Genomic DNA, 25019 nt, shown 5'->3' on the forward strand with positions numbered 1-25019 from the left:
GCGGGCCTGGTGGTGATCGTCGCGATCTCCGGTGCCATGATGATCGTCATCGGCGGATTTCTGCTGGTGGAACGCCTGGCTGGCTGGTGAACCCGTCGTAGCCCATCGTCCTGGCAGTTCTGACCGTCATCGAGCCGGAGGTCGCGGCATGAGCAACATACGGATCTCGCAGCGGGCCCAGGCTGTGGCCCCGTTCTACGCCATGGAGTTCGGCAAGCAGGCCGCCGCGCTGGAGGCCCAGGGACATCACGTCGTCAAACTCAGCATCGGCGAACCGGACTTCGGCGCGCCCCCGGCCGTCCGGGACGCGATGTGCGAGGCCATGGGCGGACGGCCCCTGCCCTACACCGCGGCCCTCGGGCTGCCTGCGCTGAGGCAGGCCATCGCGCGGTTCTACCGGGACGAGCACGGTGTCGAGGTCGCTCCTTCCCGGGTTGTCGTGACGGCGGGGGCCTCGGCCGCCCTGGTGCTGGCCACCGCCGCGCTCGTCGATCCCGGCGACGAGGTGCTCATCGCGGATCCGTCGTACCCCTGCAACCGGCAGATCGCCGAGAGCTTCGGCGCCCGGGTCACCCTCGTACCGACAACGGCCGGAACCCGCTTCCAGCTGGACGCGGCATCGGTGCGCTCGCACTGGACGGACCGCACCCGCGGGATCATGATCGCCACCCCCTCGAACCCGACGGGCACCTCGGTGCCTGCCGACGAACTCGCGGCCATCTGCGACGTCGCGCGCGAGCGCGGCGCGTGGCGCATCGTCGACGAGATCTACCTCAACCTCAGCGACCATGACGCACAGGGCCGGTCGCCGCGCAGCGCGCTGTCGTACGACCCCGACGCCGTCGTCATCAACAGCTTCTCGAAGTACTTCGGTATGACCGGCTGGCGACTGGGCTGGTGTGTCGTACCCGAGACGCTCGTACCGGCGATGGAACGCCTGGCGCAGAACTACTTCCTCTGCGCGTCGGCTCCCGCCCAGCATGCCGCCCTGTCCTGCTTCACCGCCGAGTCCCTCGCGGTCTGCGAGGGCCGCCGCGTCGAGTTCGCCGAGCGGCGCGCGCTCGTCCTCGACGGCCTGGCCCGGATCGGACTGCCGGTTCCCGTCCCGCCCGACGGTGCCTTCTACGTCTACTTCGACGTCAGCCGCACGGGGCTCACCTCGTGGCAGTTCTGTGAGCGGGCGCTCCAAACGGCACACGTCGCCCTGACTCCGGGCAGGGACTTCGGCGTCCACACGGCGGACAGCCACGTCCGCCTCTCCTACGCGGCGTCGGCCGACGAACTCCGGGAGGGGATCGCCCGGCTCGGGAAGTTCGTGGCCACGCTTCCGTAGGGCGTCCGGTCAGACTTCCTCGCTCACGGCCGCGTCGAGGAGGGGGCCGAGTTCCCGGGTCACGGTCGTCAGGGCCCGGACGTCCCGCTCGGCCCGGGCGATGAGGATCGCCCCTTCCACGGCGCTGATCATGAGCGTGGCGAGCGCGCCGGACCGCTCCTCGGGCACGCCCATGTCGGTCAGGGCCCGGGCCACCGGCCCGGTCCAGGCGGCGAACGCCGCGGCCGCCGCCTCCCGCGTGGAGGCGGCGGACTCCGCGCAGTCCACCGTGGCGGCGGCCACGGGGCAGCCGCCCGCGTAGCCGGTGGTCTCGTACTCGTCGGTCCACTGCCGCACCATCTCGGCGAACAGCCCGCTGGGCGTCGGCTCGGGGAGCGCGGCGAGGAAGCGGGCGACGCGGTTGCCCGCGTACCGGCCCGCCCAGCCCACCGCTTCGTTGACCAGCTGTTCCTTGCCGCCGGGGAAGTGGTGCTGAAGCGAACCGCGCGGCGCGTCGGCATGGGCGGCGACCTCGCGCATACCGGTGGAGGCGACCCCGTCGCGCCGGATGAGCTGGGCTGCGCTGAAGACCATCCGCTCGCGCGGCCCCCGTCCGGACCCCGCCATCCCCGACCCCACCTTCCTCGAACCTGCCGACACCACCACCCTATGACCGCCGTCATAGTGGCGGCTACTATGACCGCTGTCATAGTCGATGTGGTGACGACGGCTCGGGCTCGGCGTGAGCCGGGAAGGCGGTGCGGCGTGTACGTCGGTTTCGTCGGCCTGGGGGTCATGGGGCAGCCCATGGCCCTCAACCTGGCCCGCGCCGGGACGCCACTCGTCGTCTGGAACCGCACCCCGGCCCGGTGTGAACCCCTGCGCGCCGCCGGAGCCGAGGTCGCGGCGAGCCCCGCTGAGGTCTTCGACCGGGCCGGGACCGTGATCCTCATGCTGGCCGACGAGGCCGCCATCGACGCGGTGCTGGGGCGTGGCACCCCGGAGTTCGCCGCGCGGATCGCCGGGCACACCGTCGTCCACATGGGCACGACCTCGCCCGAACACTCGGGCAGTCTGCGAGACGACATCCGGGCCGCGGGCGGTAGATACGTCGAGGCCCCGGTCTCCGGTTCGCGTATCCCGGCCGAACAGGGCGAACTGGTGGGGATGCTGGCGGGGGACGACGCGGCCGTGGAGGCCGTCCGGCCCCTGCTCGCCCCCCTGTGCCGGGAGACCTTCGGCTGTGGCGCGGTCCCGGGGGCGCTGCTGATGAAGTTCTCCGTCAACCTGTTCCTGATCACGCTGGTCACCGGGCTGACCGAAGCGTTCCACTTCGCCGACCGGCATGGCCTCGACCAGAGCCTGTTCCGGGACATCCTGGACGCGGGGCCGATGGCCAGCGCCGTCTCCCGTGTGAAGGCGGCGAAACTGCCGGTCCGCGACTTCACCGTCCAGGCGGCGGCCGCGGACGTGCTCAAGAACAACCGCCTGATCGCCGAGGCCGCCCGCAAGGCCGACCTCGCCTCTCCGCTCCTCGACGTCTGTCACGCCCTCTACGGCGAGACCGTCGAACAGGGCCACGGCGGCGAGGACATGGTGGCCGTGTTGCGCGCGCTGGAGGCCCGTACCGGCGGCGGCGCTTCCGTACCCGTACAGCTGGAGGAGCGAGCATGAGCTGGACGATCGAGCGGCGCGGTCGCGTCGCCATCGTGACCATGACGACCAACCCGGTCAACGCGCAGAACCGCGCCTTCTTCGCCGACCTCCACGACGCCTTCGACCGGCTCGAACGCGACCACGCCGACTCCCCGGTCGTCCTGACCGGAACCGGCGCCCGTTTCTCCGCCGGACTCGACCTCGGTGAACACTTCCCGCTCTTCGCCGGTGCCCCGGCGGCCGTCGCGTCCTGGTTCCAGGACTACCGGGCCACGAACCTGCGGCTGTTCACCTATCCGCGCCCGACCGTCGCCGCGGTGAACGGCCACGCGTTCGCCGGAGGGCTGATCACCGCCGCCGTCTGCGACTACCGGGTGGCCGTCGCCGACGGGACGGCGCGCTTCGGGCTGAACGAGGTGCCGATCGGCATTCCGATGCCCGCCGTCTACGTCCGGATGCTCGCCCACGCCTGGGGCGATCCGGTCGCCTCCCGCACCTGCCTGCTCGGGGAGATCTTCACCCCGGAGCAGGCCCACGCGCTGGGCATGGTGCACGAGCTGGCCTCGGCCGGGGAACTGCTGGACCGGGCCGTCGCCATCGCCGAGACGACGCCCGAGGACTGCGTCGAGCAGTACGCGTTCACCAAGCGGGCCTGCCAGGCCGCCGCCCTGCGCGACATCGCCGAACTCGCCGACCCGCTGGACGAGGAGCTGCCCGCCGGGATGACGAGCGACCAGGCCCGGCACGCGCACCGGCGCTACTGGCAGCAGCTCAAGGGGCACCCCGCGAAGTGGTGAGCGTGCTTCATGGACGCCGCCGTCGCGCGGCCATCGGCCTGGGCGACCTGGTGGCGCAGGCCCTTTCCCGCCAGCGGGTTCGTCGGCCACGCCGAGGAGACCGCTGCCACGCCCGCGCGCGGGCGTGGCAGACCAACGCCGCACGGCTCCTGGGGCGCACGCCCGAGGCGCTCGCCGCCGAGCTGATCGGCACGATGCTCGGCAGCCGCGCTGTCCGCTGCGCGGGGCCGTCCACTCGCACGACACCGTCGTACGGCATCACCACCTGTGGATCGGTGTGTCCGAAGTCGACGTCGAAGACGGCCATGGTGTCCGGGGCGTACGCCGCCAGCGCGCGCAGTACCGAAGCGCGCTGCTCATCGACGTAACGCCGCTTTTCCTCGGCCTTGTTCGGCTGCTGGAAGGACCACGCCTTGGCGCGGCCCATCGTCAGCGGTGGGAAGGGGGACAGCAGGCCGCGCTCGTCCATGTTGCGCGGGATGCGGAATACGTTTCAGCGAGTGGTGCCGCCGGCGCCGGTTCGTCCGCAGGGTGGAGGGCGTCGTCGGCGGGGGACGCCGCGAGGTGCTGGCCGCCTTCATCTTCGTGGCCACCTCGGGCTGCACCTGGAAACTGCCCCTCCCGCGGAGCGGGTCTGCAGACTCCGGCGTTGTCGGGGTGTGTCAGGTTCGCAGGCCGCCAGAGGCGGTGAGGCGCTCTCCGGTGACCCATGCGGCGTCGTCGGAGGCGAAGAAGACCGCCGCCCGTGCCAGATCCTTGGGCTGACCGATACGGCCCAGGGGGGTGTGCCCGATCATGTCCGTCTCGGCGTCACTGCCGATGAAGCCGGCCGCGTGGATACCTTCCGTCTCCACACCGCCAGGGGCCAGGGTGTTCACTCGGATTCCGCGAGGGCCGAGCTCGGCGGCCAGGACTCGCGTCAAGGCATCGACGGCGCCCTTCGTCGCGGCGTACACCGACATCCCCGGCACCGCGCGGGCGCTGTCCAGCGATCCGATGTTGATGACCGACCCGCCGTCGGACCCGAAGTACTTAAGGGCTTCCTGGATCGTACGGATCGGTCCGGTCACGTTGACGGAAAGCTGACGGTCGATCTCCTGCTGCGTGACGGTCTCCAGCGGCTGTGCGTGATAGACACCGGCATTGTTGACGAGGATGTCGAACCGGCCGTACGTGTCTACGGTCCTGGCGAAGAGGCGCTCAACATCCGCGGGCACCGACACGTCGCCCTGCACGGCGATCGCGGTCCCCCCTCGCGCCTGGATGTCCTGCACCACCCGCTCGGCGCCGGCGGCACTGGAGGCGTAGTTGACCACGACCGACGCTCCGGCCGCGGCGAATTCCCGCGCGATGCCCGCCCCGATGCCCTTGGAAGCACCCGTCACGAGCGCGACCTTTCCCGCCAGTCTCGAATCGGCGTTCTTGGGCGATACTCCGTCGCCGCGGCCAACACCTGACTGATTTGCCATGATTGCCACTCCCGTCCATGTGGGTGAGCGTCCGGGTGGCTCCCGCCCTGATGGCCACCGCTTTCGGCGGCGGCGATCCACCGGACATGCGCCACGGTAGGATCCGCGAGATATAGAGACAAATAGTGTCAGCGCATACTTGGGATTGGCGTTGTCTATGCCACCGGAAAGTGGAAACGGATGAACCTGCGGCAATACGAATACGCTCTGGCTGTGGCCGAAGAAGGCTCCATGACAGCGGCCGCTGAGCGTCTGCGCGTCACGCAGCCGTCCTTGTCGCAGCAGATCGGCGCTCTGGAAAAGCACCTCGGTGTGCAGCTGTTCACCCGGACACCGGGTGGAGTCACAGTGACCATGGCCGGACGCGCCTTCCTCGCCGAGGCAGAGATCGCGACCACCGCGTCCCGCAGAGCCGTCCTGGCTGCCCGTGCCGCCTCCGGGGAACTGGCCGGTGAACTCATCATCGCCGTCCACATGGGCCTGGGAGCACGACAGCTCCCTCTGGCACTGGGCCGGCTCCGCCACCGCCACCCGAAACTCCAGGTCATTCTCCACGAGGAGCCCGACCCAGCGGATATGGAAAGGCTGGCCCGCCAGGGAACGCTCGACATGGTCCTCGTCCACCGCATCCCCACCGGCTGCACATTCGACATCCACCCCCTGGGCGAGGAGACCTACGTCGCCGTCCTGCCCGAGGGGCACCCGCTCCTCGCCAGCGACGGGGCCCTGTGCATGGCAGACCTCGCGACACAGGGATGGGTGCGCTTCCGCCGCGCCAGCCTGCTCGACGAATACCTCGCCCGCCTGCTCGCCGACGCGGGCATCAGCCCGCCCACGGTGGCCCGAGCGTCACAGATCTCCACCGCCGTGCGACTGGCAGCCCAGGGCCTGGGCGTCACTGTGGTTCCGGCATCGGCCGTGCCCGAAAGCTTCGAACAGCTAGCCCGCCCGTTCCTGCCTTCCCTGACCGAACCCGTCATCGTCGGTATACGCCGCCACCCAGGTTCGGCGGAGGCAGCCGTGCTCGACCACCTCCAGCGGCAGAACTGGTGCGGCACCAGCCTCCTCGCCCCGCATACCGCCCTCTGAGTCAAGGGACTCACGGGCCGTCGGCCGCGCGCTTGTCCCGGAGGGCCGCAGGCCGCCAGGCAGATCGGGGAGCTGGAAGAAGCACCTGTTCGGCGCCGGTCCAGGAGAACACCTCCAGCAGTTCCTTGGGCAGGTCCATCCTCGGCAGCATCGCCTTCACCGCCGCAGAGTCGGTCGCACTGTTCGCGGTGCAAGGGCGGAGTGGACGCCGACGTCGCAGAAGTCGGGGAGGTTCTCGATGGCATGAGACCTTGGCCCCCGACAGGCTGGTGATTTCCTGCGGCCTGCCGTCCGCCACCGCATCCCTGATCAGCTGGTTGTCGTCAAGGCTGCGTGCGCGGCGCTGAGGATCTCCTCGGAGAGCGGGAAGTCCTTGGTGGCCCGGGCCAGGACCAGTGCGCCGAGCATGGTGCACAGCCGGACGATGCCGTCCTGGTCCTCGGTGGCGAGCCACTCGGCGAACTCGCCCACTCCCTCGGTGTAGACGCGGCGGGCCTCGCGATCTCCGGGTTCGCGTGCCATGTCGGCGGCGAGCGCGGCAGCGGGACACCCATCTGCCGTGCTGTCGCGGTGCTCGATGGACAGGTAGGTGTCGATCAGCTCCCGCTGGGCCGCGTCACGCTGCCCGCCGTGCTGCTCGAGGCCCTCATCGCGGAGCCGGGTGAGTCCGTCGAACGCGTGGGCGGTGGCTTCGTCCACGAGCGCTTCTTTCGAAGCGAACTGCTTGTAGAAGCCGCCGTGGGTCAGGCCGGCCGCCTTCATCAGATCGGTGACGCTGACCTGGGTTCCCTGTTCCCGGAACAGCCGGGAGGCGGTTTCCACGACCCGCCTGCGGTTCTCCTCCGCTTGCGCCTTCGATACGCGGCCCATCAGCCACCTCCCGATTGGATGCCGGTTGACATCTATCCTAGGCGAGGTTTTAGATTGTCTCCATCATCTAATTAGTGCGGGTCGGTGGACCGGCCCCGCATCGCTGGGAGCACACATGGATCTGAAGAACGCGGTCGCGGTGGTCACCGGCGCCAACCGGGGGCTGGGCCGTCACTTGGCCGTCCAGCTGGGGGAGCGCGGAGCGAAGGTCTACGCGGCGGCCCGCCGCCCCGAGACCGTGGATCTTCCGGGCGTCACTCCGCTGCGGTTGGATGTGACGGACGAGGAGTCGATCCGGGCCGCGGCCCGCACCGCGTCCGATGTGACACTGCTGGTGAACAACGCGGGCATCTCCACCGCCACGCCGCTGGTCGCGGGCGGCCTGGACGCGGTGCGCCTGGAGATGGAGACGAACTTCTTCGGTCCGCTCGCCGTGACACGGGCTTTCACCCCGGTCATCGAGGGCAACGGCGGCGGTGCTGTGCTCAACGTCCTGTCCGTGCTGTCCTGGCTGCACCCGGCCGGCCTCGGGTCCTACGCGGCGGCCAAGGCCGCGGCATGGGCGCTGACCGACGCGGCCCGGGAGGAGCTGGCACCTCGCGGCATCACCGTCTCGGCGCTGCACGTCGGATACATGGACACCGACATGGCCGCGGGTGTTCCCGCCGATCAGAAGGCCGACCCCGCCGAGGTCGCCGCGCAGGCCCTGCACGGCATCGAGACGGGCCTGCCCGAGATCCTCGCCGATGAGACCACCCGGTACGTCAAGCAGACCCTGGCCGCTCCGCCGAACGCGGCCTGAGACGCTCCCCGACCCCCCTGTCGATTCTTGGGTAAGGACACCTGATGCGTTACACGACCTTCGGAAACCGCACTGGGCTGCGCGTATCCGAGTACGCGCTCGGCACGGCGAACTTCGGTACCGGCTGGGGCGCCGGCGCCGAGCCGGACGAGGCGCGCCGGATCTTCGACCGGTTCGCCGAAGCCGGGGGCACTTTCGTCGACACGGCGGACACCTACCAGTTCGGCGAGTCGGAAGAGCTGACGGGTAAGTTCATCTCTGCCGATCGCGACCACTTCGTCCTGGCCACCAAGTTCACTCTCGGAGCCGCTCCTCAGCCGGGCATCTCCGCCACGGGCAACAGCCGCAAGAATATGGTCGCCTCGGTGGAGTCCAGTCTGAAGCGCCTGGGCACCGACTACATCGACCTGCTCTGGGTGCACTTCCCCGACCAGCTCACCCCCATGGAAGAGATCCTGCGGGGGCTGGACGACCTGGTGAGTTCCGGCAAGATCCATCACGCCGCCCTGTCCAACTTCCCCGCCTGGCGGGTCTCGCGCGCCGTGACCCTCGCGGACCTGAAGAACTGGTCGCCCATCGTGGGCATCCAGAACGAGTACAGCCTGGTGGAGCGGACCGCCGACCGCGAGCTGCTGCCGATGGCCGAGAGCCTCGGACTCGGCGCCGCCTTGTGGTCACCGCTCGGCGGCGGACTGCTCACCGGAAAGTACCGGCTCAGCGCGGAGGGGCGGCTGAGTGACCTGGGGGCGGTCATCCACACGGAGAGCACCGGCCAGAAGACCGCCGTCGTCGACACGGTCCTGGCCATCGCAGAGGAGATCGGCGTGACGCCCGCCCAGGTGTCGGTGGCCTGGGTGCGGGAGCGGGCCGCCCGGTCCGCGGCCTCACTCGTCCCGATCATCGGGCCGCGCAACCTCACCCAGCTCGACAGCTACCTGGGCGCCCTCGACGTCCAGCTGAACCCCGAGCAGTTCGCCCGCCTTTCGGAAGTCAGCGCGGCGCCGCTCGGCGTTCCTCACGAGGCGATCGCCGCATCCCTGGGCGGCATCCAGGGTGGCGACTCCAGCCGCGTCATCGCCCCAGCCCAAACCGTGGCCTGACACACGAAGGCATGAACGAGACGGAGACGACGATGAGGACATTCATGGTCGAGCGGTACGGCCACGGGGTGCGCGCCGGTGAGATGCCCGACCCACGGGTGGGCGCGGACGATGTCCTGGTCCGGGTTCACGCGGCGAGCGTCAACCCGCTTGACCTCAAGCTCCGCGACGGGGACTTCAAGGCGATCCTGCCGTACCGTCTCCCGCTCATCCTGGGCAACGACCTCGCCGGGGTGGTCGTCCGGGTGGGATCGGCCGTCACGGGATTCGCGGTGGGCGATGAGGTCTACGCGCGGCCCGACAAGGACCGCATCGGTACGTTCGCCGAACTCATCGCCGTCCACCAGGACGACGTGGCGATCAAACCTGCCACGCTCACCATGACCGAGGCAGCATCCCTTCCCTTGGCCGCCCTGACCTCATGGCAGGCGCTGGTCGAGCGGGCACAGGTACGGCCAGGGCAGAAGATCCTCATCCACGCGGGCTCCGGCGGCGTCGGCACCATCGCCATCCAGCTGGCCAAACACCTGGGCGCCCACGTGGCCACCACCGCGAGCACGGCCAAGGTCGACCTGGTCAAGCAGCTGGGCGCGGACATCGTCGTCGACTACAAGGAGCAGGCCTTCGAGACGGTCCTCGACGGCTACGACGTCGTCCTGGACACCCTCGGCGGCGAGACGCTGGAGAAGTCCCTGCGGGTACTCAAACCCGGTGGGAAGGTCATCGGCATCGCAGGCCCTCCCGACGCGGCCTTCGCCCGTGAGCTGGGCGCGAACGCGTTCCTCCGCCTGGCGATCAGCGCGCTGAGCTTCACCACCCGGCGCCGCGCCAAGCGCCGAGGCGTGACGTACTCATTCCTGTTCATGAAGGCCAGCGGCGACCAGCTGCGCGAACTCACCCCGCTCATCGACGCCGGGAAGATCCGCCCCGTCGTCGATTGTGTCTTCCCGTTCGAGGAGACCCGGGAGGCCATGGCGTACGTCGAGAAGGGACGCACCAAGGCCGGCAAGGTCGTCGTGACGATGACATGAGCGGCTGTCTCCCCACCGGCAAGGCCATCGCCCCGCGGCCCGCCCCCTTGCACGCCGACGAGACCAAAGAACAACAGCCCCACCGCCTGAAGGACCCGGACATGAGCACTCCCCTCAGCCCCCTCTCCCGACCACTGACGTCGTACCGAGACGCGCCGACCCACTCGGTGTCCGTCCGCGGCGTCCCCTTCGTCTACCGCAGGCTCGGCCCCGAGCACGGGGTGCCGCTGATCCTCCTGAACCACCTGGCCGCGGTCCTCGACAACTGGGACCCCGCGTCGTCGACGGCTTCGCCGCACAACGCCCGGTCATCGCCTTCGACAACCGCGGGGTCGGCGCCTCAGGCGGCATCACGCCGCGCACCGTCGAGGACATGGCCCACGATGCGGCGTTGTTCATCCGCGCCCTCGGCTTCGACCGCGTCGATCTGCTCGGCATGTCGATGGGCGGCTTCATCGCCCAGGTCATCGCCGCCGAAGAACCGCTTCTGATCCGCAAGATCATCCTCGCGGGTACGGGCCCCGCCGGAGGCCACGGCATCGACAAGGTCACCACACTGACCCTCCGCGCCATGCTCAAAGGCGCCCTGACCCGCCAAGACCCGAAGCAGTACCTCTTCTTCACCGGCACCGAGGGCGGCCGCCGAGCAGGGCGCGCCTTCCTCAAACGGCTGAAGGAGCGCACCGACGACCGCGACAAAGCCATCTCGCTGCCCGCATTCCGCGCACAACTCAAGGCCATCCACCGGTGGGGCCTTCAGGCACCGGCTGACCTGTCGCGCATTCCCCACCCGGTCTTGGTCGCCAACGGCGAAAGCGACCGGATGGTACCGAGCCAGAACACCCTCGACCTGGCCGCGCGCCTGCCCCACAGCGAGCTCATCCCCCTGTACCCGGATGCAGGACACGGAGGCATCTTCCAGAACCACGCCGAATTCGTCACCGAGGCACTGGGGTTTCTCGCATCTCCCACCCAGCCGAATAGCTGAAGGCCCGGCCCACCGGCTCGCCAGTGCGCCTGCGGGTCCTGCCCAGCGCACGGCTTCCGGGCCGGTCCGCACGGACCGCCGGCGCCAGGGTCCTGCGCCACCCGATGGTCGGCGAACTCGCCCTCGACTGGTTCACACTGGCCGACCCTGACCAGCAGCTCATCACTACCGCGGTTGCTGCTCCTGGGCAGCAACCGCTCCAGCAGCGCCCCTTCATCGTCGGTGAGATTCCCCCTGCTGAGCATGGCCAGAACAACGAGGCACTGATGGGGAAGCCATCGCCTAGCGGGCGATCCCGCCGCCTCCCATATAGAGGTCCAGGTCCCCGGCGGGCTGGAAGCTGTCCCCGTACAGCCGGGTGACGCCCCCAGTCGACAGTCCCCGGGCCGTGCCGGGCAGCAACCACGCGGAGCTCTCGATCTTGTCGTCGCCAGGCGCGGCTACCACCAGCTCGCACCGGTGGTCACCATCCATGTCGACCAGGCGCACCGACATCCCGAACGCGGCCCGCGCGCTTGTGCCACCGCCGAGGTCGCCCGCATCGATGGCGCGGGCTCCCTCACCAGTCAGGCCGTCCGGCCCACCCAGCAGGAGCAGCACCTGCTCCGGGCCGGGCTTCGCGTACTCCTCGCTCCGGGGCGAGCCCGCCACCACATCGGCGTAGCCGTCGCCGTTGACGTCACCGGCGTCCAGGGAGGTGAGGGCGGAGTCCTCGTCCTGGGGTTCCTCGCCGGGTACGCCCGGGGTGTCGCGGTCGAGGGCCGCCGTGCGCTTCCGCTTCCCCTTCCCCGGTCCGGCCTCGGAGCCGTACACGACCGTCACCGAGCTGTGGGGCGCGTCGCCGCCCTGGGGGCTGAGCACAAGGTCCCCGAAGCCGTCGCCGTCCACGTCACCCACCGCCCCGGCCGCCGCGTCGGGAAGGTCGACGTCGTCCGGCTGGGCGAGGCCGCCGCGGCCGCCTCGGAAGTAGCTGACGGGCCAGCGCTTCTCGGACCAGGACGCCTCGGGAGGCCCGTCGGAGGAGAAGGCCACGAGGTCGTCGGCGCCGTCGCCGTCCAGGTCCCCGGCGACGAGATCGCGGTAGTGCGCGGTATCGACGTCCTTCCCGGGCTGACGTGGGGCGGGAACCGGGCCGGTGTCAGCCGGGGCGCCGTCGCGTTTGAAAGGCCCCTTGAGCAGCCCCTTGCCGGAACCGAGCCCGAAGACCAGATCAGCATGCCCATCACCGTCGAAGTCACCGGCGACGAGCTGTTCTTCCAGGATCGGTTCGGGCATCCAGGAGACGTGGGTTCCGGTTCTGTCCGTCCCCGGCACCCGGGAAGCACTCTTCAGTCCGTCCGGGGAACCCCACATGATGATCACCCCCGGTTTCCAGTCGAAGACGGAAGCGGCGAGGTCGGTGTACCCATCCCCGTCGAAGTCGCGGGCCATCACATCGCTCCCGAAGAACGCCTCGTCGCGGCCCTTCCCCGGTATCCCGGCGTCGTTCTGCGTGAGGTACTGGCAGCGGCCGAGGCCGGTCCCGTCGCCCGATCCGTACGCCACCGCGATGCTGCCGCCGCCACTGCCGTTCTCCACATCACCCAGCGACCCCATGGCCAGGTCAGGGTGACCGTCGCCGTCGAAGTCGGCGGCGGGCACGGTACCGGCGGGCGCCTCGCCGCCCTTCGCCGCGACGCCGGTCGACGCCGTGCCGCGGGCGGAGGTATGACAGGTGCCGGGCGCGGCGATGTCCTGAGCCCCGGCCCGCGCCAGGACGGCTCCGACCGCGACCACGACCGCGACGACAGCCGCACCACCCCCGATCACCCACCAGCGTTTGCCGCCACGCCTCCGCACTGGCCCCTGCTCATCATCTTCGACGTACATATGATCAAGCACGCCGCGACGGCACCCAACGGTTCCGGTTCCTCTCCCGGGCACCGCCTTCCCGCCCGACCGCACAGCGCCGGCCTCCCAGTGCTTTCGAGACCTGCGGCGGCATGACACTCCGGATGGAAGCGGCTGGAGGACCGAACCGTGCTCAACGGATCGTAGGGAAGTTCGGGAGGGCGCGTCGGGCGGCGAAGGCAATGTACGGGAGCGGCGCGCCATCTTCTCGGCGAATGCGGCCAGTTGGTCCCAGTGGACGCTGCGGTCGCGCCAGCGGTTCATGAGCACCCGGTCGTGGCCGACGGCGAGCAGGCCCGCGCCGGTGGTGGCGCGGTAGTCCTCGACGACCGCGATGAGCGCGGCGGTGGTCGAGGCATCGAGCATCGCGGGCATATCTCGGCACAGATCAGCCAGCGGTGCAGCAGCGCCGCGACGCGGGCGAGGGCGGATTTTCCGCAGCCGCTGGGGCCAGGCCGACGGCTTCGCGGGGTGCGACGGTCAGGTGGGCGTTGCGTACCACCGGAGCTCCTGTGACGTACCCGGCGGTGATGGCGCGCAGTTCAAGCACGGTGGTCCTCCGAGGCCGAGGCCGTGGGGCGCACCGTAGCGGGGAGCGGATGGTGGCAGGCGAGTCCGGCGGTCGTCGGGGGCGGCGTGGGGCATGCCCCGGAAGCCGAGGCCGTGGCTGTACGGGTGGGGTGGTCCGGCGGTGCCGAAGAACGTGTCCGCGTCGGCCAGTTCGACGATCCGGCCCGCGTACACGTCGACCGTGCGGTCCACGCGGTCGAGGTGATCCGCGGGGAACTCGGCGCGTTCGGCGGCTGCCACGGCGGCGGTACGTACGGCGGCGCGTCCCCGGACTCCGGTCAGCGCGGCGACCGTTTCCTCCAGGTGGGAGCGGACGGTACGCACGAGCGTGAGATGGGCGGGGCTTTGCCGCGCCGACCCGTCCCGCACCAGGGTCCAGTCCGTACGCAGCCTGCACCAGTCGTCCAGGACGGTGTCGCGCTGCACTACGTACGCGCCGCCCCCAGCTCGACGAACTGGGGCCGCCCGATCCAGCCGGCCGGCACCTCCTTGCCTATCACGTCGGTCAGCCTCCGGCTCGATGTGGTCGAGCATGTCCGCCCGTACCGGCTGGACGTCCGCTTCGGCCTCGGCGCAGGCGGCCCGCGCCCGCTCCAGCATGACCGGGCTGAGGTCCATTCCGGTCACGGTGTAACCGCGCCGCGCCAGCGGCACCAGGTACACCCCCGGGCCGCAGCACAGATCCAGTACCCGGGACCCGGCCGGGAAGTCCAGGAGCGGTGATTTACCGACGATTTCCGCCGTGTGCCGCAGCGGGATTCATGACCCCGCCGTGCCCGGCCCTGTGCTCAGCTCCCGTCCGGGGGCATCAGCACCGCCACGGTCTCCACCCGGCCTCGGCCCTCGAACCACAAGTTGAACGGGACCCTCGTGAGGGGCCTCAGCGCGGGCGGGTCGAGGACGGCGATGTGAATTCCCCCCTCGGTCATCTGGACCGTGCTCCGGGCGGGCACGGCCACCCGCCGCGCCCGCTGAGCGGTGCCCGGTTGCTTCCGGTCGGGCTTGCGCAGCATGGAGACGCCGAGTTCCGGGGAGTCGGCGTAGAGCAGTGTGTCGTCGATGTTCCCGGTGTTGCGGATCTCGAAGAACGCGGCGGCCGGCTGCCCGGCGGGCTGGAGGATCCAGCCGACGCTGACCCGGATCTTCGGCACGGGTTTCCCCGCCGCGCCGGTCGCCGTGTAGGCCGTGAGCAGTGTCAGCGCCAGCGTGCAGGCGCCCACCGGGATCAGGGCCGCCCGTGCCCCCCGGGCCAGCGCCGCTCGTAGGCGCCGTCCCAGGCCGGGGCGGTCGGCGTCCGCGGCGGGGCGGTCGGCGTCCGCCGCGGGGTGGTCAGCGGTCGCTGAGGACATCGCGATCCTTCCGTGCGGTGCCGCGCTCGGCAGCGATGGTGGCGGGTGACGAGGGGGGATCCGCCGGGGCGGCTGTCCGCCGCTTGCCGGGGTCGTAGGACCGCAGCCGCAGGCTGTTGACGACGACGAGGACGGAACTCGCCGACATGGCCGCCGCCGCGACCATCGGGTTGAGCCAGCCGGTCGCGGCCAGCGGGACGGTGACCAGGTTGTAGCCGAAGGCCCAGGCCAGATTGGCGCGGATGGTGCTCAGCGTGCGCCGGGTGAGCCGGATGGCGTCGACCACGGCGAGCATGTCGTCCCGTACGAGGGTGATGTCGGCCGCGCCGATCGCGGCGTCGGTGCCACCGCCCATGGCCATCCCCAGATCGGCGGTGGCCAGCGCGGCGGCGTCGTTGACCCCGTCGCCGATGACCGCGACGCACCGGCCTTCGGCGCGCAACGCCCGTACGATCTGCTCCTTGCCCTCCGGAGCCACTCCGGCGTGGACCGTGTCGATGCCCGCCTGCCCGGCCATCGCCTGGGCCGGAGCGGCCGCGTCGCCGGTCACCAGCACCGGCTCGATGCCCAGCGCGCGCACTTCGCGCACCGCCTGGCGGCTGGTGGGCCGCAGGGTGTCACCGACGGCCAGCAGGGCCGTGGGCCGGTCGTCGATCTCCACGATCACGGCGGTGTGCGCGGCGCGCTCGGCGGCCTCGTACGCCCGGCGCAATGCGTCCGGCAGGGGCTCCGGCGGACGGGGGCGTCGTACGCGCACCTCACGGCCCTCGACCTGACCGGATACCCCTTCGCCGGGGATGGCCCGGAACTCCGCCACCTTCGGCAGTTGTACGTCACCGTCACCGTCCCCGTCGCCGCGGCGGGCCGCCGCCACCACCGCGCGGCCGATGGGGTGTTCGGAGCCCTGCTCCACGGCCGCGGCCAGCCGCAGCACCTGCTTCGTCCCTGGCCCGTCCTCCGCCACGGTCGCTTCGGCCAGCGTCATGCGGCCGGTGGTGAGGGTGCCGGTCTTGTCGAAGACCACGGTGTCCACCCGGCGCAGCCGCTCCAGCGCCTCGGGGCCGCGGACGAGGACGCCGAGCTGTGCTCCGCGCCCGCTGGCCACCAGGAACGCGGTCGGAGTAGCCAGCCCTAGCGCGCACGGGCAGGCCACGACGAGCACGGCCACTGCCGTGGTGACGGCCGACTCGCCAGCCGCCCCGGCGCCCAGCCAGAAGCTGAGCACGGTGGCGGCGATCGCCACGATCACCGGTACGAAGACTCCCGCCACCGCGTCGGCCAGCCGCTGCATCCGGGCCTTGCCCGCCTGCGCCTCGGTCACCAGCCGGGTGATGCGAGCCAGTTGCGTATCGGCGCCGACCGCCGTGGCGCGCACCACGAGCAGCCCACCGGAGTTGACCGCGCCACCGACCACAGCGGTTCCCGGCGCCACCTCCACGGGCACGCTCTCGCCGGTGACCAGGGAGAGGTCCAGGGCCGACCCGCCCTCGACGACCACACCGTCCGTGGCCACCTTCTCGCCGGGGCGGACCACGAACTCCTGCCCCGTGGTGAGTTCGGCCACCGGGATGCGACGGTTGCCATCCCGCTCACTCAACTCCACGTCATTGGCGCCGAGTTCGGCCAGCGCTCGCAACGCCGACCCGCTGTGGTGCCGGGCCCGCGCCTCCAGGTGACGCCCGAGGAGGACGAACAGCGGTACGGCGACCGCCGCCTCCAGATAGATATGCGGTACACCGTCGTCGGCCGAGGGCAGCAGGGTGAAGGGCATACGCATGCCCGTCAGGCCCGCACCGCCCCAGAACAATGCGTACGCCGACCAGGCGAAGGACGCGACGACCCCGAGAGAGACCAGGGTGTCCATGGTGGCCGTGGCATGCCGCAGCCCGCGCAGCGCACGTTGGTGGAAGGGCCACGCGCCCCAGGTGGCGACCGGTGTGGCGAGGGCGAAGCACACCTGTTGCCACCGGTCGAACTGCCAGGCGGGAACCATCGAGATGACGATCACGGGGACCGCCAGCACCGCTGTGAAGATCAGCCGTTCGAGGTCACCGGCCTGTTCGTCATCCGGCGCCTCGGATTCGTCCGCGGTTCCGGCGGGCGGCGCCGGGAGTTCGGCGGTGTAACCGGCCCGCTCCACGGTGGCGATGAGCTCGTCCAGGGTCACGGTGTCCGGGTGGGAGACCCGTGCGGTGCCGGTGGCCAGGTTCACGGTGGCGGACACGCCCTCGACGCGGGCCAGTTTCTTCTCCACGCGGTTCACGCAGGCCGCGCACGTCATGCCGCCGATCACCAGGTTGGTGGTGTTGGGGGGTGTGCCGGAGGGGTCGGCCGGAGGGGACGTGGCGTCCGGGCGCTCGCTCATCGCGCCCCCGCCCACGTGCCGTCGTTCAGCGGTCCCATGCCGTGGGTGCCCATGCCCCCGCCTCCGTCGTCCTCCGGTACGCCCCGGTGGATACCGGGCGCCACCGGCCCGGCGGCCCGCCCCACGGCGTAGGAGGCGGCCATCAACACCACCAGGAGGACGAGGAATCCGGCCAGCGCGGGAGGCGGCAGCGCGCGGCGCACCCGGGCGCCGCGTGGCTCCGCTTCGTCGGGCGCCGGTCGCGGCGGCGCGGCGGTATCGGTCAACGGCATCTTCGGCACTCCCTGTGCTGGCTTGGCGGAAAGGCTGGGGTCCGCACACCATTACGGGCCGGGGCGGCCGACGGCTCACCGTTCGGAGGCTCTGCCATGCAAGGACAAGACTGTCCCGGCCGGGAACTGTCCGGGCCTGCCAGCCGACCTGTGCGGTGTGTGGGCTCTCTGCCTCCCATCCCCTCGGCCGGGGCCCGTGCCGTGACGCACGTCACGGAAACTCTCCGGAACTTCTCCTTCCGGAGGTCCGACTACTGGACTGGTACGGCTCCGGCCGACCGGCACCGCCCGCGATCCAGGAGTTCCCATGTCCGCCGAACCCGTCACCGCCGACACCGAGGACGGAGTGCGGTCGCCGGACACCTCGCAGCGAGGCGACGCGTCCGCGGAGCCGGACTCCGGAGGTGGCCGTCGAGGCTGGTCGGCCCTGCGCCCGCTGGTCCTGCGACTGCACTTCTACGCGGGATTCCTCGTCGCCCCCTTCCTGCTGGTGGCCGCCGTGACCGGACTGCTCTACGCGGGCTCCCTCCAGGCCGAGAAGTTCGTCTACGACCATGAGCTGCGCGTCCCGGTCGGCAAGCACGAACTGCCCCTCTCCCAGCAGGTCGCCGCAGCCCGCAAGGCCCATCCCGACGGCGACATCGGCGCGATACGTCCTTCGTCCGAGGCGGGCGCGACGACGCGCGTTCTGCTCTCGGGCGTCAAGGGTGTCGACCCCGAGCGCAAGTTGGCCGTCTTCGTGGACCCGTACACGGGCAAGGTGCGCGGCGCGCTGGAGCAGTACGGCACCAGCGGTGCGCTGCCCTTGCGTACGTGGATCGACGACTTGCACCGCAATCTGCATCTCGGCGACACCGGCCGCCTCTACAGCGAACTCGCCGCGAGCTGGCTATGGGTGATCACCGGTGGCGGGCTGGTGCTGTGGATCGTGCGACGCCGCAAGGGCTCGGCGAAGCGGAAGGTCCGCGCGGTCGCCCTGCCGGACCGTGCCACCACGGGCCGTAGGAGGGCGATGTCCTTCCACGGCGCGGTCGGAGTCTGGGCGGCGCTGGGGCTGTTCTTCCTCTCCGCCACCGGTCTGACGTGGTCCACGTACGCGGGCGCGAGCGTCACCGACCTCCGTGCCGCCCTCGGCCAGGCCACTCCGGCCGTCAGCTCCAGTGCGGGCGGAGAGCACGCCGGACACGGCTCCATGCAGGGCATGGACATGGGTGGCTCGGGCGGACACGGCGGCACGTCCGCCGATGTCGGCGTCGACACCGTCCTCAAGGCCGCCCGCGCCAAGGGCCTGGGCGACCCCGTGGAGATCGTTCCGCCCACCGGCCCCGGGGACTCGTACACCGTCAGTCAGATCCAGCGCAGCTGGCCGGAGAAGCAGGACGCCGCGGCCGTCGATCCGGCGACCGGCCAGGTGACCGACGTGGTGCGGTTCGCCGACTATCCGCTGCTGGCCAAACTGTCCCGCTGGGGCATCGACGCCCACATGGGAAGCCTGTTCGGTTTGCCCAACCAGATCGCCCTGGCCGTTCTCGCCCTCGCCCTGATCTTCCTGATCCTGTGGGGCTACCGGATGTGGTGGCAGCGTGGCAGCGCCGGGGCCTTCGGCCGTCCCATCCCGCGGGGCGCCTGGCGGCAGGTGCCGCCGTACGTCCTCGCCGTGCTGGTCGTCGCCATCGCGGTGCTCGGCTACTACCTGCCGCTCCTCGGCATCCCCTTGGCCGCCTTCCTGCTCGTCGACCTTGCCCTCGGCCGCCTGGCCGATCGGCGCGGCAAACCGACGCGGACAGCCGGTGCCTGAGGTGCCGGTGGCTGAGGTGAACACAGGCACCCATACGAACGTATTCCCCATCGAAAGCAGCACCCGCCCACCTCCGTGCACCAGGAGCGATCACCATGACCGAGATCCGATACATCGTCACCGGAATGAGCTGCGGACACTGCGTCGCCAGCATCACCGAGGAAGTCTCCGAGGTTTCCGGGGTCAGCGAGGTCAGCGTCGACCTTCCGTCGAACGAGGTCACGGTGCGCGGCGCCACACTCGATGACGCGCAGGTGCGCGCCGCCATCACCGAAGCGGGATACGGCGTCGCGGGCCTCGCAACCGCCTGATCTCACAGCGAACGGCCCGGTGGGGCCGCGGTATTCCGCGGACCCTGTCGCGGCCGCGCGCCCTCACTCACCACTGTCCGTGCCGCCGCCTGGGAGAAGGCTCAGCGATGCCCGACAAGCAGACCACGCCGACCGCGACCGCACATCCGCAGACGCGGCCGAACGACCCTGAGGACGAAGACCACATACTCCGGAACGGTGAGTCGTCCGAGCCCGACCGGCCTGAACCCGTGACGACGCCGGGGGCGGCCCGATGATCGCCGCGACGGGTCTGCGCTGGGTCCTGACCCTGCTGTTCGTCGTGCCCGCCCTCTCCGCGGTGTGGCGGGCCGGCGCGCCCGGACGGGCTGGAGGCAGCCCGGGCGCGGTCGAGCGGGTCGCACACCTGCTGCACGCGGTGATGGCCCTTGCCATGGCGGCGATGGTGTGGCCCTGGGGGATGGACCTCCCCGCCGGGCCGCAGGTCGCGCTGTTCACGCTGGGCGCGGTGTGGTTCGCGGGGGTGGCTCTGGCGCGGCCCGCTTCCGCCTCTCGTACACGCGCGTTGCGGGGTGCCCTTCCGCACATGGTGATGATGGGGGCGATGGCCTGGATGGCGGCCGCGATGGTCTCATCCGGCTCGATGGCGGGACACGGCGGCGCCCATGACATGGCGGACATGCCGGGGATGGACATGTCCGGTGGCTCCAGCGCCGTGACCATGACTCTCACCGACACCGGCCCGAGACTGACCGCCGGGCTGCTGGCCGGGGTGCTGCTCGTGCTGGGCGTACGGTGGCTGGCGCGCAGCTTCGACGCCGCCCGGCTCGCCGACGCCACCGGCCCACGGCACCCCGCGGCGCCGGTCGAGCGCGACGCGTTCGGCCTTGCCTGCCACAGCGCCATGGCACTGGGGATGGCGGTGACATTCGTAGCTCTCGTATGAGGACGGTCGAGGCGGTCCCGGAGGGTCGTTCGGCGTAGGTCGCGTACCGAGTGAATTCCGGGCGTTGTGCGATGCGTCGGCCCCGGCAGTCGGCCGCTGGTCACTGGCCGGGGCGTGCCGCCAGAGCCTCGGTGGTGATCGGCGGGCTGTCGCGGAAATGGAGCGTGAAGACGACCCGGTCACCGGGGCTGACGCGGGGCGGCGGCTTGAGCATGACGTCCAGAGCGTCGGCCGTCATGCGCAGCGACGCACCTGCCGGGATGGCGACGGAGGAACGCATCCGCATGCTCTGCGCGCCTCTGCCGGTCTCGACGGTCTCACTCAGCATGGCGCGGTGTCCGGTGGGTGCCGTGACGCCGGTCAGCAGGTCATCGCTGCCGCCGGTGTTGCGGATGGTGAAGAAGGCCGCCGTGGCCTCGGCATTCTGCGGGGTCAGGACCCGGCCGTCCTGGACGCGCAAGGCCGCGGGAGTGCCCGCTTCGCCCGCAGCGGTCCACGCGACGAGGGTGCCCAGCGTCACGAGGCAGGCGAGCAGCGGTACGGCGGCCGCGCGCAGGGGGCCGGTCACGGCACGGCCCAAGCCGTCGCCATGGGGTCGTACGGCGGTCATGGCGTCACCTCCCACGTGGCGTGTGTCCGCCCCCGTCGAGAACGGTGTCCCGGCCGGTGGGGGAGTGCCGGGCTCCAGGCGCGCAGCCGCAGGCTGTTACCGACGACCAGCAGTGAGCTGAGGGACATCGCGGCGGCGGCGATCATCGGATTGAGCTGGCCAACGGCGGCCAGTGGCAGCGCGATGAGGTTGTAGCCGAAGGCCCAGAACAGGTTGATTCGGATCGTGGCCAGGGCGCGCCGGGCCAGGCGTACGGCATCGGGGATGGCCTGGATGTCCTCGCGGACGAGCGTGATGTCGGCGGCGCCGATGGCGGCGTCGGTGCCACTGGCCATGGCGATGCCCAAGTCGGCTCCGGCGAGGGCGGCGGCGTCGTTGACGCCGTCACCGACGACCGCCACCCGGCAGCCGTGCTCTTTCAACGTGGCCACGAGAGCGGCCTTCTCTTCCGGCAGCGCCCCCGCATGGATCTCGGTGATGCCCACCTGTGCGGCGACGGCCCGGGCTGTGGCTTCCCGGTCGCCGGTGGCCAGTACCGGCCGCAGCCCGAGGCGCCGCAGGTGGTCCACCGCGCGATAGCCGTCCGGCCGCAGCGCGTCACCGACGGAGACAACGGCCCGGGGCGTGCCATCGACCGTGATCAGAACGGCGGTGTGGCCCGCGGCTTCGGCCGTGCGAACTGCCTGGTGCAGGGGGCCGGGCAGGCCCGTGAGCTCGCCGGGCCGGGTGACGCACACCTCCTGGCCGTCCACCCGGCCGCTCACCCCGTGCCCGGGGGTGGCGGTGAAGCCGACCGCCCGGGGCAGCGGGCGCCCGTCGCCGTGCCGCTCGGCGTGGGTCTTGATGGCGCGCGCCAGCGGGTGTTCGGAGCCGTCCTCGACGGCGGCCGCCAGGCTCAGAGCCTCGTCCGGATCACAGCCGGTGGACGCGGTGACGGCGATGACGCTCATACGACCGGTGGTGAGGGTCCCCGTCTTGTCCAGGACGACCGTGTCGATGCGGCGCAGCCGTTCCAGCGCCCGTGCCCCGCTGACCAGAATGCCGAGCTGCGCCCCTCGGCCGGTGGCGGCCAGCAGGGCGGTGGGCGTGGCCAGCCCCAGCGCGCACGGGCAGGCCACCACGAGCACGGCGACCGCCGCGGTGACAGCGGCCTGCGCGTCGGCCCCCGCGCCGAGCCAGAAGCCGAGCACCGTGACGGAGACCGACAGGACGGCGGGAACGAAGACGGCGGCGATGGCGTCGGCGAGGCGCTGGATCCTGGCCTTACCGGTCTGCGCGTCCACCACCAGTTGTGTGATGCGGGCGAGCTGGGTGTCGGAACCGATCGCGTCCGCACGGATCTCCAGCAGACCACCGAAGTTGACCGCGCCGCCGATCACCGAAGATCCGGGCCCGACCTCGACCGGGTGGCTCTCGTCGGTGACCAAGGAGAAGTCCACGGCGGAATTGCCCTCGACGACCGTGCCGTCGGTGGCGATCCGCTCTCCCGGCCGGGCGAGGAACCGGTCGCCGATCCTGAGATCGGACACCGCGATACGCCGCTCCGTGCCATCCCGCCGTACGGCCACGTCCTTCGCCGCGACTTCGGCCAGCGACCGCAGCGCCGACCCCGCACCCCGGCGTGCCCGGGTCTCCAGATATCGCCCTGCGAGCACGAACAGGGGCACCGCGACGGCCGCTTCGAGATACACGTGCGCCACACCGCCGCTTGCGGAGGGCAGCAGCGAGAAAGGCATCGTCATGCCTGGCTCACCCGCTCCGCCCCAGAACAGCGCGTAGGTGGACCACGCGAAGGCGGCGGTCACGCCGAGAGAGACCAGCGTGTCCATCGTCGCGGCACCGTGCCGCGCCCCACGCAGGGCGCGGCTGTGGAAGGGCCAGGCTCCCCAGACGGCCACCTGTGCGGCCAGCACGAAGCACAGCCACTGCCAGTTGCGGAATTGCCAGGCGGGCACCATCGACAGCACCAGCACGGGTACGGACAGTACGGCGGTGGTCAGGAGCCGGTGGCGTTCCTGCCGGTCATTCCCCTCGTCGGCCGCGCTGCTGCCGCCGCTCACTGCGCCGCCCCGGTCCGTCCGGGCGGTGTCCGGCGCGCTGCCGGACGCGGGCCGGGGCTCGGGCAGCCGCGCGGTGTATCCAGCGGCCTCGACCGTGGCCACCAGATCGGTGACGGGCACCGAGGCCGGGTGCACGATCTTCGCGTGGCCGGTGGCCAGATTCACCGCGGCGCTCACTCCCTCCATGCGGCCGAGTTTCTTCTCCACCCGGCCCACGCACGCGGCACAGGTCATTCCGCCGACCAGCAGGACGCTGGTGAGGAAGTCGCCATCGGGGAGCGGGGGAGGGGGCGGCTGCGGGCTCACCACCGGCCCCCGAGGCGGACGGGGCCGGGAGCGGGCGCCCCCATGCCGTGCATGCCGCCCATCTCGCCGTGCTCCGCGGGACCGGTACGTTTCTCGCCGCCGCCGGCGGGGCGCATCCCGGGGGCCACCGGCCCGGCGAGCCCGCCCACCACGTAGGACAACGCGAACAGGACACCCAGCAGGACAACGAATCCGAGGACCGGCCCGGCAGACCGAAGGCGTACGGAGATGTCGAGGAGAGGCGGCCGATTCCGGTCGGCCGGAGAAATGGTCATCGCCGCTCCAGTACGCAGGGAGAGAAGAGAAAGCGGCACATATATCCGCGCGGCCTGGCAATGGTGGCATGACCCGCCGGTCATGACGGACACCCGCGCTTGCGGGGCCGTTGTGAGATTTTCTCTTCCACCATTGAGGAACTCCCGCCGGTTCCGTCACGACTACCTAGGAATGCCCGTCCGCTCCCTGCCCCGCCGCCCGGAAGATCGGCCATCGAGCCGAAGCCGCAATCTCGGGAACTCGACCGTGAAGTGGTCCGACTACTGGTTGTGCCGGCACCCAGCCGGTGGTGATCACAGGGGAGGGAGTCCTTCATGGCAGAGAGCAACGGCAGCCGTCGCACGGTGGCGACGGAGGCCGGTGGCCAGGCAAGCCACCAGGACGGTGCGGGCCCGTTGCGCGTGGCGGTGCTGCTGTACGACGGGTTCACCGCGCTCGACGCGGTCGGGCCGTACGAGGTGCTGTGCCGGGTGCCGCGGGTGACGGTGACCACGGTGGCCGAGAAGGCGGGTCGGGTCGTCACTGACACCGGGGAACTGGCCCTGGAGGCCGAGTGCGCCCTCGACAGTGTGGACCGGGCCGATGTGCTGCTGGTGCCGGGAGGCGGCGGCACCAAGGCAACGATGGAGAACACGGTCGTACTGGACTGGATACGCCACATCCACCAGCGGTCGGTGTGGACCACCTCGGTGTGCACGGGGTCGCTGATCCTGGGCGCGGCCGGGTTGCTGCGCGGTCTGCCCGCCACCACCTTCTGGGGTGCCCGCTCGTATCTGGCGGACGCGGGCGCCGAGTACACCCCGGGGCGGTTCGTCGAGGCAGGGAAGATCATCACCGCGGCGGGGGTCTCCGCCGGTATCGACATGGGCCTGCACCTCGCCGCCCGCCTGTCCGACGAGAAGGTCGCCCGGGCGATGCAGCTCGCCGTGGAGTATGACCCCGATCCGCCCTACGACACCGGTAGCCCGGAGAAGGCGGGCCCGGAGCTCCAGCAGCTTGCGCTGCGGCTGCTCGAGGACGCCGAGAGGTAGCGGGCGGCCGGGAACGCTGCACGGTGGGGCTGCTGCTGGTGTCCGCGCTAGTAGGACTCCGTTAGGTCTGTCTGGCTCTTGGGTTTGGGCTGGTGGGGGTTGTTCTGGGCAGGGGGCGGTGGCAGGTGGTGCAGGTGCCGGT

At 71.1% G+C, this 25019-nt stretch carries 23 protein-coding genes and 4 pseudogenes; 13 read left to right on the forward strand and 14 right to left on the reverse strand.

What is annotated here, in order from left to right:
• Positions 1-157: 157 nt before the first annotated feature.
• Positions 158-1333, forward strand: coding sequence for a pyridoxal phosphate-dependent aminotransferase (locus ACZ59A_RS37750; protein WP_470968502.1), 1176 nt, complete (start codon positions 158-160; stop codon positions 1331-1333).
• Between the two features lie 9 nt (positions 1334-1342).
• Here ACZ59A_RS37750 and ACZ59A_RS37755 read toward each other — a convergent pair whose 3' ends face one another.
• Complete coding sequence (locus ACZ59A_RS37755; protein WP_470968452.1) at positions 1343-1939, reverse strand: TetR/AcrR family transcriptional regulator; 597 nt, start codon at positions 1937-1939, stop codon at positions 1343-1345.
• Between the two features lie 138 nt (positions 1940-2077).
• On the opposite strand from ACZ59A_RS37755, the gene ACZ59A_RS37760 reads away from it, so the two are divergent.
• Both ACZ59A_RS37760 and ACZ59A_RS37765 read left to right on the forward strand, forming a co-directional pair.
• The gene (locus ACZ59A_RS37760; RefSeq protein ID WP_470968454.1) at positions 2078-2986 is read left to right on the forward strand and encodes an NAD(P)-dependent oxidoreductase; all 909 of its coding nucleotides are present in this window, start codon (positions 2078-2080) and stop codon (positions 2984-2986) included.
• A complete protein-coding gene (locus ACZ59A_RS37765; RefSeq protein WP_470968457.1) occupies positions 2983-3765 on the forward strand; it encodes an enoyl-CoA hydratase/isomerase family protein in 783 nt (260 codons plus the stop codon). The genes ACZ59A_RS37760 and ACZ59A_RS37765 overlap by 4 nt, the downstream gene beginning before the upstream one ends.
• A gap of 214 nt (positions 3766-3979) precedes the next feature.
• Here ACZ59A_RS37765 and ACZ59A_RS37770 read toward each other — a convergent pair.
• Positions 3980-4255: pseudogene (locus tag ACZ59A_RS37770) on the reverse strand (LD-carboxypeptidase); the annotation flags it as partial.
• On the opposite strand from ACZ59A_RS37770, the pseudogene ACZ59A_RS37775 reads away from it, so the two are divergent.
• Positions 4233-4440, forward strand: a pseudogene (locus tag ACZ59A_RS37775) (hypothetical protein); the annotation flags it as partial. The pseudogenes ACZ59A_RS37770 and ACZ59A_RS37775 overlap by 23 nt on opposite strands.
• Here the strand turns inward: ACZ59A_RS37775 and ACZ59A_RS37780 are convergent.
• Positions 4428-5234: an SDR family NAD(P)-dependent oxidoreductase gene (locus ACZ59A_RS37780; protein WP_470968460.1), complete on the reverse strand. Its 807-nt coding sequence runs from the start codon at positions 5232-5234 to the stop codon at positions 4428-4430. The pseudogene ACZ59A_RS37775 and the gene ACZ59A_RS37780 overlap by 13 nt on opposite strands.
• A 180-nt stretch (positions 5235-5414) precedes the next feature.
• Between ACZ59A_RS37780 and ACZ59A_RS37785 the strand changes: the two genes are divergently transcribed.
• A complete protein-coding gene (locus ACZ59A_RS37785) occupies positions 5415-6323 on the forward strand; it encodes a LysR family transcriptional regulator (protein ID WP_470968463.1) in 909 nt (302 codons plus the stop codon).
• A 10-nt stretch (positions 6324-6333) separates the two neighbouring features.
• Here the strand turns inward: ACZ59A_RS37785 and ACZ59A_RS37790 are convergent, their stop codons facing one another.
• Complete coding sequence (locus ACZ59A_RS37790; RefSeq protein ID WP_470968517.1) at positions 6334-6462, reverse strand: hypothetical protein; 129 nt, start codon at positions 6460-6462, stop codon at positions 6334-6336.
• Between the two features lie 170 nt (positions 6463-6632).
• The gene (locus tag ACZ59A_RS37795) at positions 6633-7193 is read right to left on the reverse strand and encodes a TetR/AcrR family transcriptional regulator (RefSeq protein ID WP_470968466.1); all 561 of its coding nucleotides are present in this window, start codon (positions 7191-7193) and stop codon (positions 6633-6635) included.
• A 115-nt stretch (positions 7194-7308) separates the two neighbouring features.
• On the opposite strand from ACZ59A_RS37795, the gene ACZ59A_RS37800 reads away from it, so the two are divergent.
• The 4 genes from ACZ59A_RS37800 (at position 7309) to ACZ59A_RS37815 (ending at position 11114) form a co-directional block, all read left to right on the forward strand.
• Complete coding sequence (locus tag ACZ59A_RS37800; RefSeq protein ID WP_470968469.1) at positions 7309-7995, forward strand: SDR family oxidoreductase; 687 nt, start codon at positions 7309-7311, stop codon at positions 7993-7995.
• 44 nt (positions 7996-8039) lie between these two features.
• On the forward strand, positions 8040-9095 hold the full coding sequence (locus ACZ59A_RS37805; protein ID WP_470968471.1) for an aldo/keto reductase: 1056 nt from the start codon (positions 8040-8042) through the stop codon (positions 9093-9095).
• Between the two features lie 32 nt (positions 9096-9127).
• Positions 9128-10126, forward strand: a complete 999-nt coding sequence (locus tag ACZ59A_RS37810; protein ID WP_470968505.1) for an NADP-dependent oxidoreductase — start codon at positions 9128-9130, stop codon at positions 10124-10126.
• 310 nt (positions 10127-10436) lie between these two features.
• Entirely contained in the window at positions 10437-11114 is a 678-nt protein-coding gene (locus tag ACZ59A_RS37815; RefSeq protein WP_470968508.1) for an alpha/beta fold hydrolase, read from the forward strand.
• A gap of 282 nt (positions 11115-11396) precedes the next feature.
• Here ACZ59A_RS37815 and ACZ59A_RS37820 read toward each other — a convergent pair whose 3' ends face one another.
• The 6 genes and pseudogenes from ACZ59A_RS37820 to ACZ59A_RS37845 all read right to left on the reverse strand — a co-directional run bounded on the left by ACZ59A_RS37820 (position 11397) and on the right by ACZ59A_RS37845 (position 17560).
• Positions 11397-12890 (reverse strand): FG-GAP and VCBS repeat-containing protein, encoded by a 1494-nt coding sequence (locus tag ACZ59A_RS37820; RefSeq protein ID WP_470968511.1) that lies wholly within the window; start codon positions 12888-12890, stop codon positions 11397-11399.
• Between the two features lie 330 nt (positions 12891-13220).
• A pseudogene (locus tag ACZ59A_RS37825) lies at positions 13221-13554 on the reverse strand (hypothetical protein); the annotation flags it as partial.
• Positions 13555-13921: 367 nt separating this feature from the next.
• Positions 13922-14315: pseudogene (locus tag ACZ59A_RS37830) on the reverse strand (class I SAM-dependent methyltransferase); the annotation flags it as partial.
• A gap of 47 nt (positions 14316-14362) precedes the next feature.
• Positions 14363-14923: a copper chaperone PCu(A)C gene (locus ACZ59A_RS37835; protein WP_470968474.1), complete on the reverse strand. Its 561-nt coding sequence runs from the start codon at positions 14921-14923 to the stop codon at positions 14363-14365.
• Positions 14904-17288: a heavy metal translocating P-type ATPase gene (locus ACZ59A_RS37840; protein WP_470968476.1), complete on the reverse strand. Its 2385-nt coding sequence runs from the start codon at positions 17286-17288 to the stop codon at positions 14904-14906. Before ACZ59A_RS37840 ends, ACZ59A_RS37835 begins: the two co-directional genes overlap by 20 nt.
• Positions 17285-17560 (reverse strand): hypothetical protein, encoded by a 276-nt coding sequence (locus ACZ59A_RS37845; protein ID WP_468055347.1) that lies wholly within the window; start codon positions 17558-17560, stop codon positions 17285-17287. The genes ACZ59A_RS37840 and ACZ59A_RS37845 overlap by 4 nt, the downstream gene beginning before the upstream one ends.
• Before the next feature lie 307 nt (positions 17561-17867).
• Here ACZ59A_RS37845 and ACZ59A_RS37850 point away from each other — a divergent pair, with 307 nt between their 5' ends.
• The 3 genes from ACZ59A_RS37850 (at position 17868) to ACZ59A_RS37860 (ending at position 20594) form a co-directional block, all read left to right on the forward strand.
• Positions 17868-19358, forward strand: coding sequence for a PepSY-associated TM helix domain-containing protein (locus ACZ59A_RS37850; protein ID WP_470968478.1), 1491 nt, complete (start codon positions 17868-17870; stop codon positions 19356-19358).
• A gap of 95 nt (positions 19359-19453) precedes the next feature.
• Positions 19454-19669, forward strand: coding sequence for a heavy-metal-associated domain-containing protein (locus ACZ59A_RS37855; RefSeq protein ID WP_468055349.1), 216 nt, complete (start codon positions 19454-19456; stop codon positions 19667-19669).
• Between the two features lie 253 nt (positions 19670-19922).
• A complete protein-coding gene (locus ACZ59A_RS37860; RefSeq protein WP_470968481.1) occupies positions 19923-20594 on the forward strand; it encodes a DUF5134 domain-containing protein in 672 nt (223 codons plus the stop codon).
• A 100-nt stretch (positions 20595-20694) separates the two neighbouring features.
• Here ACZ59A_RS37860 and ACZ59A_RS37865 read toward each other — a convergent pair whose 3' ends face one another.
• From ACZ59A_RS37865 to ACZ59A_RS37875, 3 genes are read right to left on the reverse strand one after another with little or no spacing between them, the layout of a single operon-like run.
• Positions 20695-21204, reverse strand: a complete 510-nt coding sequence (locus ACZ59A_RS37865; protein ID WP_470968483.1) for a copper chaperone PCu(A)C — start codon at positions 21202-21204, stop codon at positions 20695-20697.
• The gene (locus tag ACZ59A_RS37870; RefSeq protein WP_470968486.1) at positions 21201-23570 is read right to left on the reverse strand and encodes a heavy metal translocating P-type ATPase; all 2370 of its coding nucleotides are present in this window, start codon (positions 23568-23570) and stop codon (positions 21201-21203) included. The genes ACZ59A_RS37865 and ACZ59A_RS37870 overlap by 4 nt, the downstream gene beginning before the upstream one ends.
• Complete coding sequence (locus ACZ59A_RS37875) at positions 23567-23845, reverse strand: hypothetical protein (protein ID WP_470968489.1); 279 nt, start codon at positions 23843-23845, stop codon at positions 23567-23569. The genes ACZ59A_RS37870 and ACZ59A_RS37875 overlap by 4 nt, the downstream gene beginning before the upstream one ends.
• Positions 23846-24160: 315 nt before the next feature.
• Between ACZ59A_RS37875 and ACZ59A_RS37880 the strand changes: the two genes are divergently transcribed.
• The gene (locus ACZ59A_RS37880) at positions 24161-24877 is read left to right on the forward strand and encodes a DJ-1/PfpI family protein (RefSeq protein ID WP_470968491.1); all 717 of its coding nucleotides are present in this window, start codon (positions 24161-24163) and stop codon (positions 24875-24877) included.
• Positions 24878-25019: the final 142 nt, after the last annotated feature.

This window comes from Streptomyces sp. NPDC040405, assembly GCF_055595765.1.

Coding starts and splice junctions, on each gene's coding strand:
- ACZ59A_RS37840 (WP_470968476.1), bottom strand. CDS start 17,288: ATGAGCGAGCGCCCGGACGCCACGTCCCCTCCGGCCGACCCCTCCGGC.
- ACZ59A_RS37855 (WP_468055349.1), top strand. CDS start 19,454: ATGACCGAGATCCGATACATCGTCACCGGAATGAGCTGCGGACACTGC.
- ACZ59A_RS37805 (WP_470968471.1), top strand. CDS start 8,040: ATGCGTTACACGACCTTCGGAAACCGCACTGGGCTGCGCGTATCCGAG.
- ACZ59A_RS37765 (WP_470968457.1), top strand. CDS start 2,983: ATGAGCTGGACGATCGAGCGGCGCGGTCGCGTCGCCATCGTGACCATG.
- ACZ59A_RS37810 (WP_470968505.1), top strand. CDS start 9,128: ATGAGGACATTCATGGTCGAGCGGTACGGCCACGGGGTGCGCGCCGGT.
- ACZ59A_RS37755 (WP_470968452.1), bottom strand. CDS start 1,939: ATGGCGGGGTCCGGACGGGGGCCGCGCGAGCGGATGGTCTTCAGCGCA.
- ACZ59A_RS37850 (WP_470968478.1), top strand. CDS start 17,868: ATGTCCGCCGAACCCGTCACCGCCGACACCGAGGACGGAGTGCGGTCG.
- ACZ59A_RS37800 (WP_470968469.1), top strand. CDS start 7,309: ATGGATCTGAAGAACGCGGTCGCGGTGGTCACCGGCGCCAACCGGGGG.
- ACZ59A_RS37880 (WP_470968491.1), top strand. CDS start 24,161: ATGGCAGAGAGCAACGGCAGCCGTCGCACGGTGGCGACGGAGGCCGGT.
- ACZ59A_RS37845 (WP_468055347.1), bottom strand. CDS start 17,560: ATGCCGTTGACCGATACCGCCGCGCCGCCGCGACCGGCGCCCGACGAA.
- ACZ59A_RS37835 (WP_470968474.1), bottom strand. CDS start 14,923: ATGTCCTCAGCGACCGCTGACCACCCCGCGGCGGACGCCGACCGCCCC.
- ACZ59A_RS37865 (WP_470968483.1), bottom strand. CDS start 21,204: ATGACCGCCGTACGACCCCATGGCGACGGCTTGGGCCGTGCCGTGACC.
- ACZ59A_RS37795 (WP_470968466.1), bottom strand. CDS start 7,193: ATGGGCCGCGTATCGAAGGCGCAAGCGGAGGAGAACCGCAGGCGGGTC.
- ACZ59A_RS37875 (WP_470968489.1), bottom strand. CDS start 23,845: ATGACCATTTCTCCGGCCGACCGGAATCGGCCGCCTCTCCTCGACATC.
- ACZ59A_RS37785 (WP_470968463.1), top strand. CDS start 5,415: ATGAACCTGCGGCAATACGAATACGCTCTGGCTGTGGCCGAAGAAGGC.
- ACZ59A_RS37780 (WP_470968460.1), bottom strand. CDS start 5,234: ATGGCAAATCAGTCAGGTGTTGGCCGCGGCGACGGAGTATCGCCCAAG.
- ACZ59A_RS37790 (WP_470968517.1), bottom strand. CDS start 6,462: ATGGACCTGCCCAAGGAACTGCTGGAGGTGTTCTCCTGGACCGGCGCC.
- ACZ59A_RS37860 (WP_470968481.1), top strand. CDS start 19,923: ATGATCGCCGCGACGGGTCTGCGCTGGGTCCTGACCCTGCTGTTCGTC.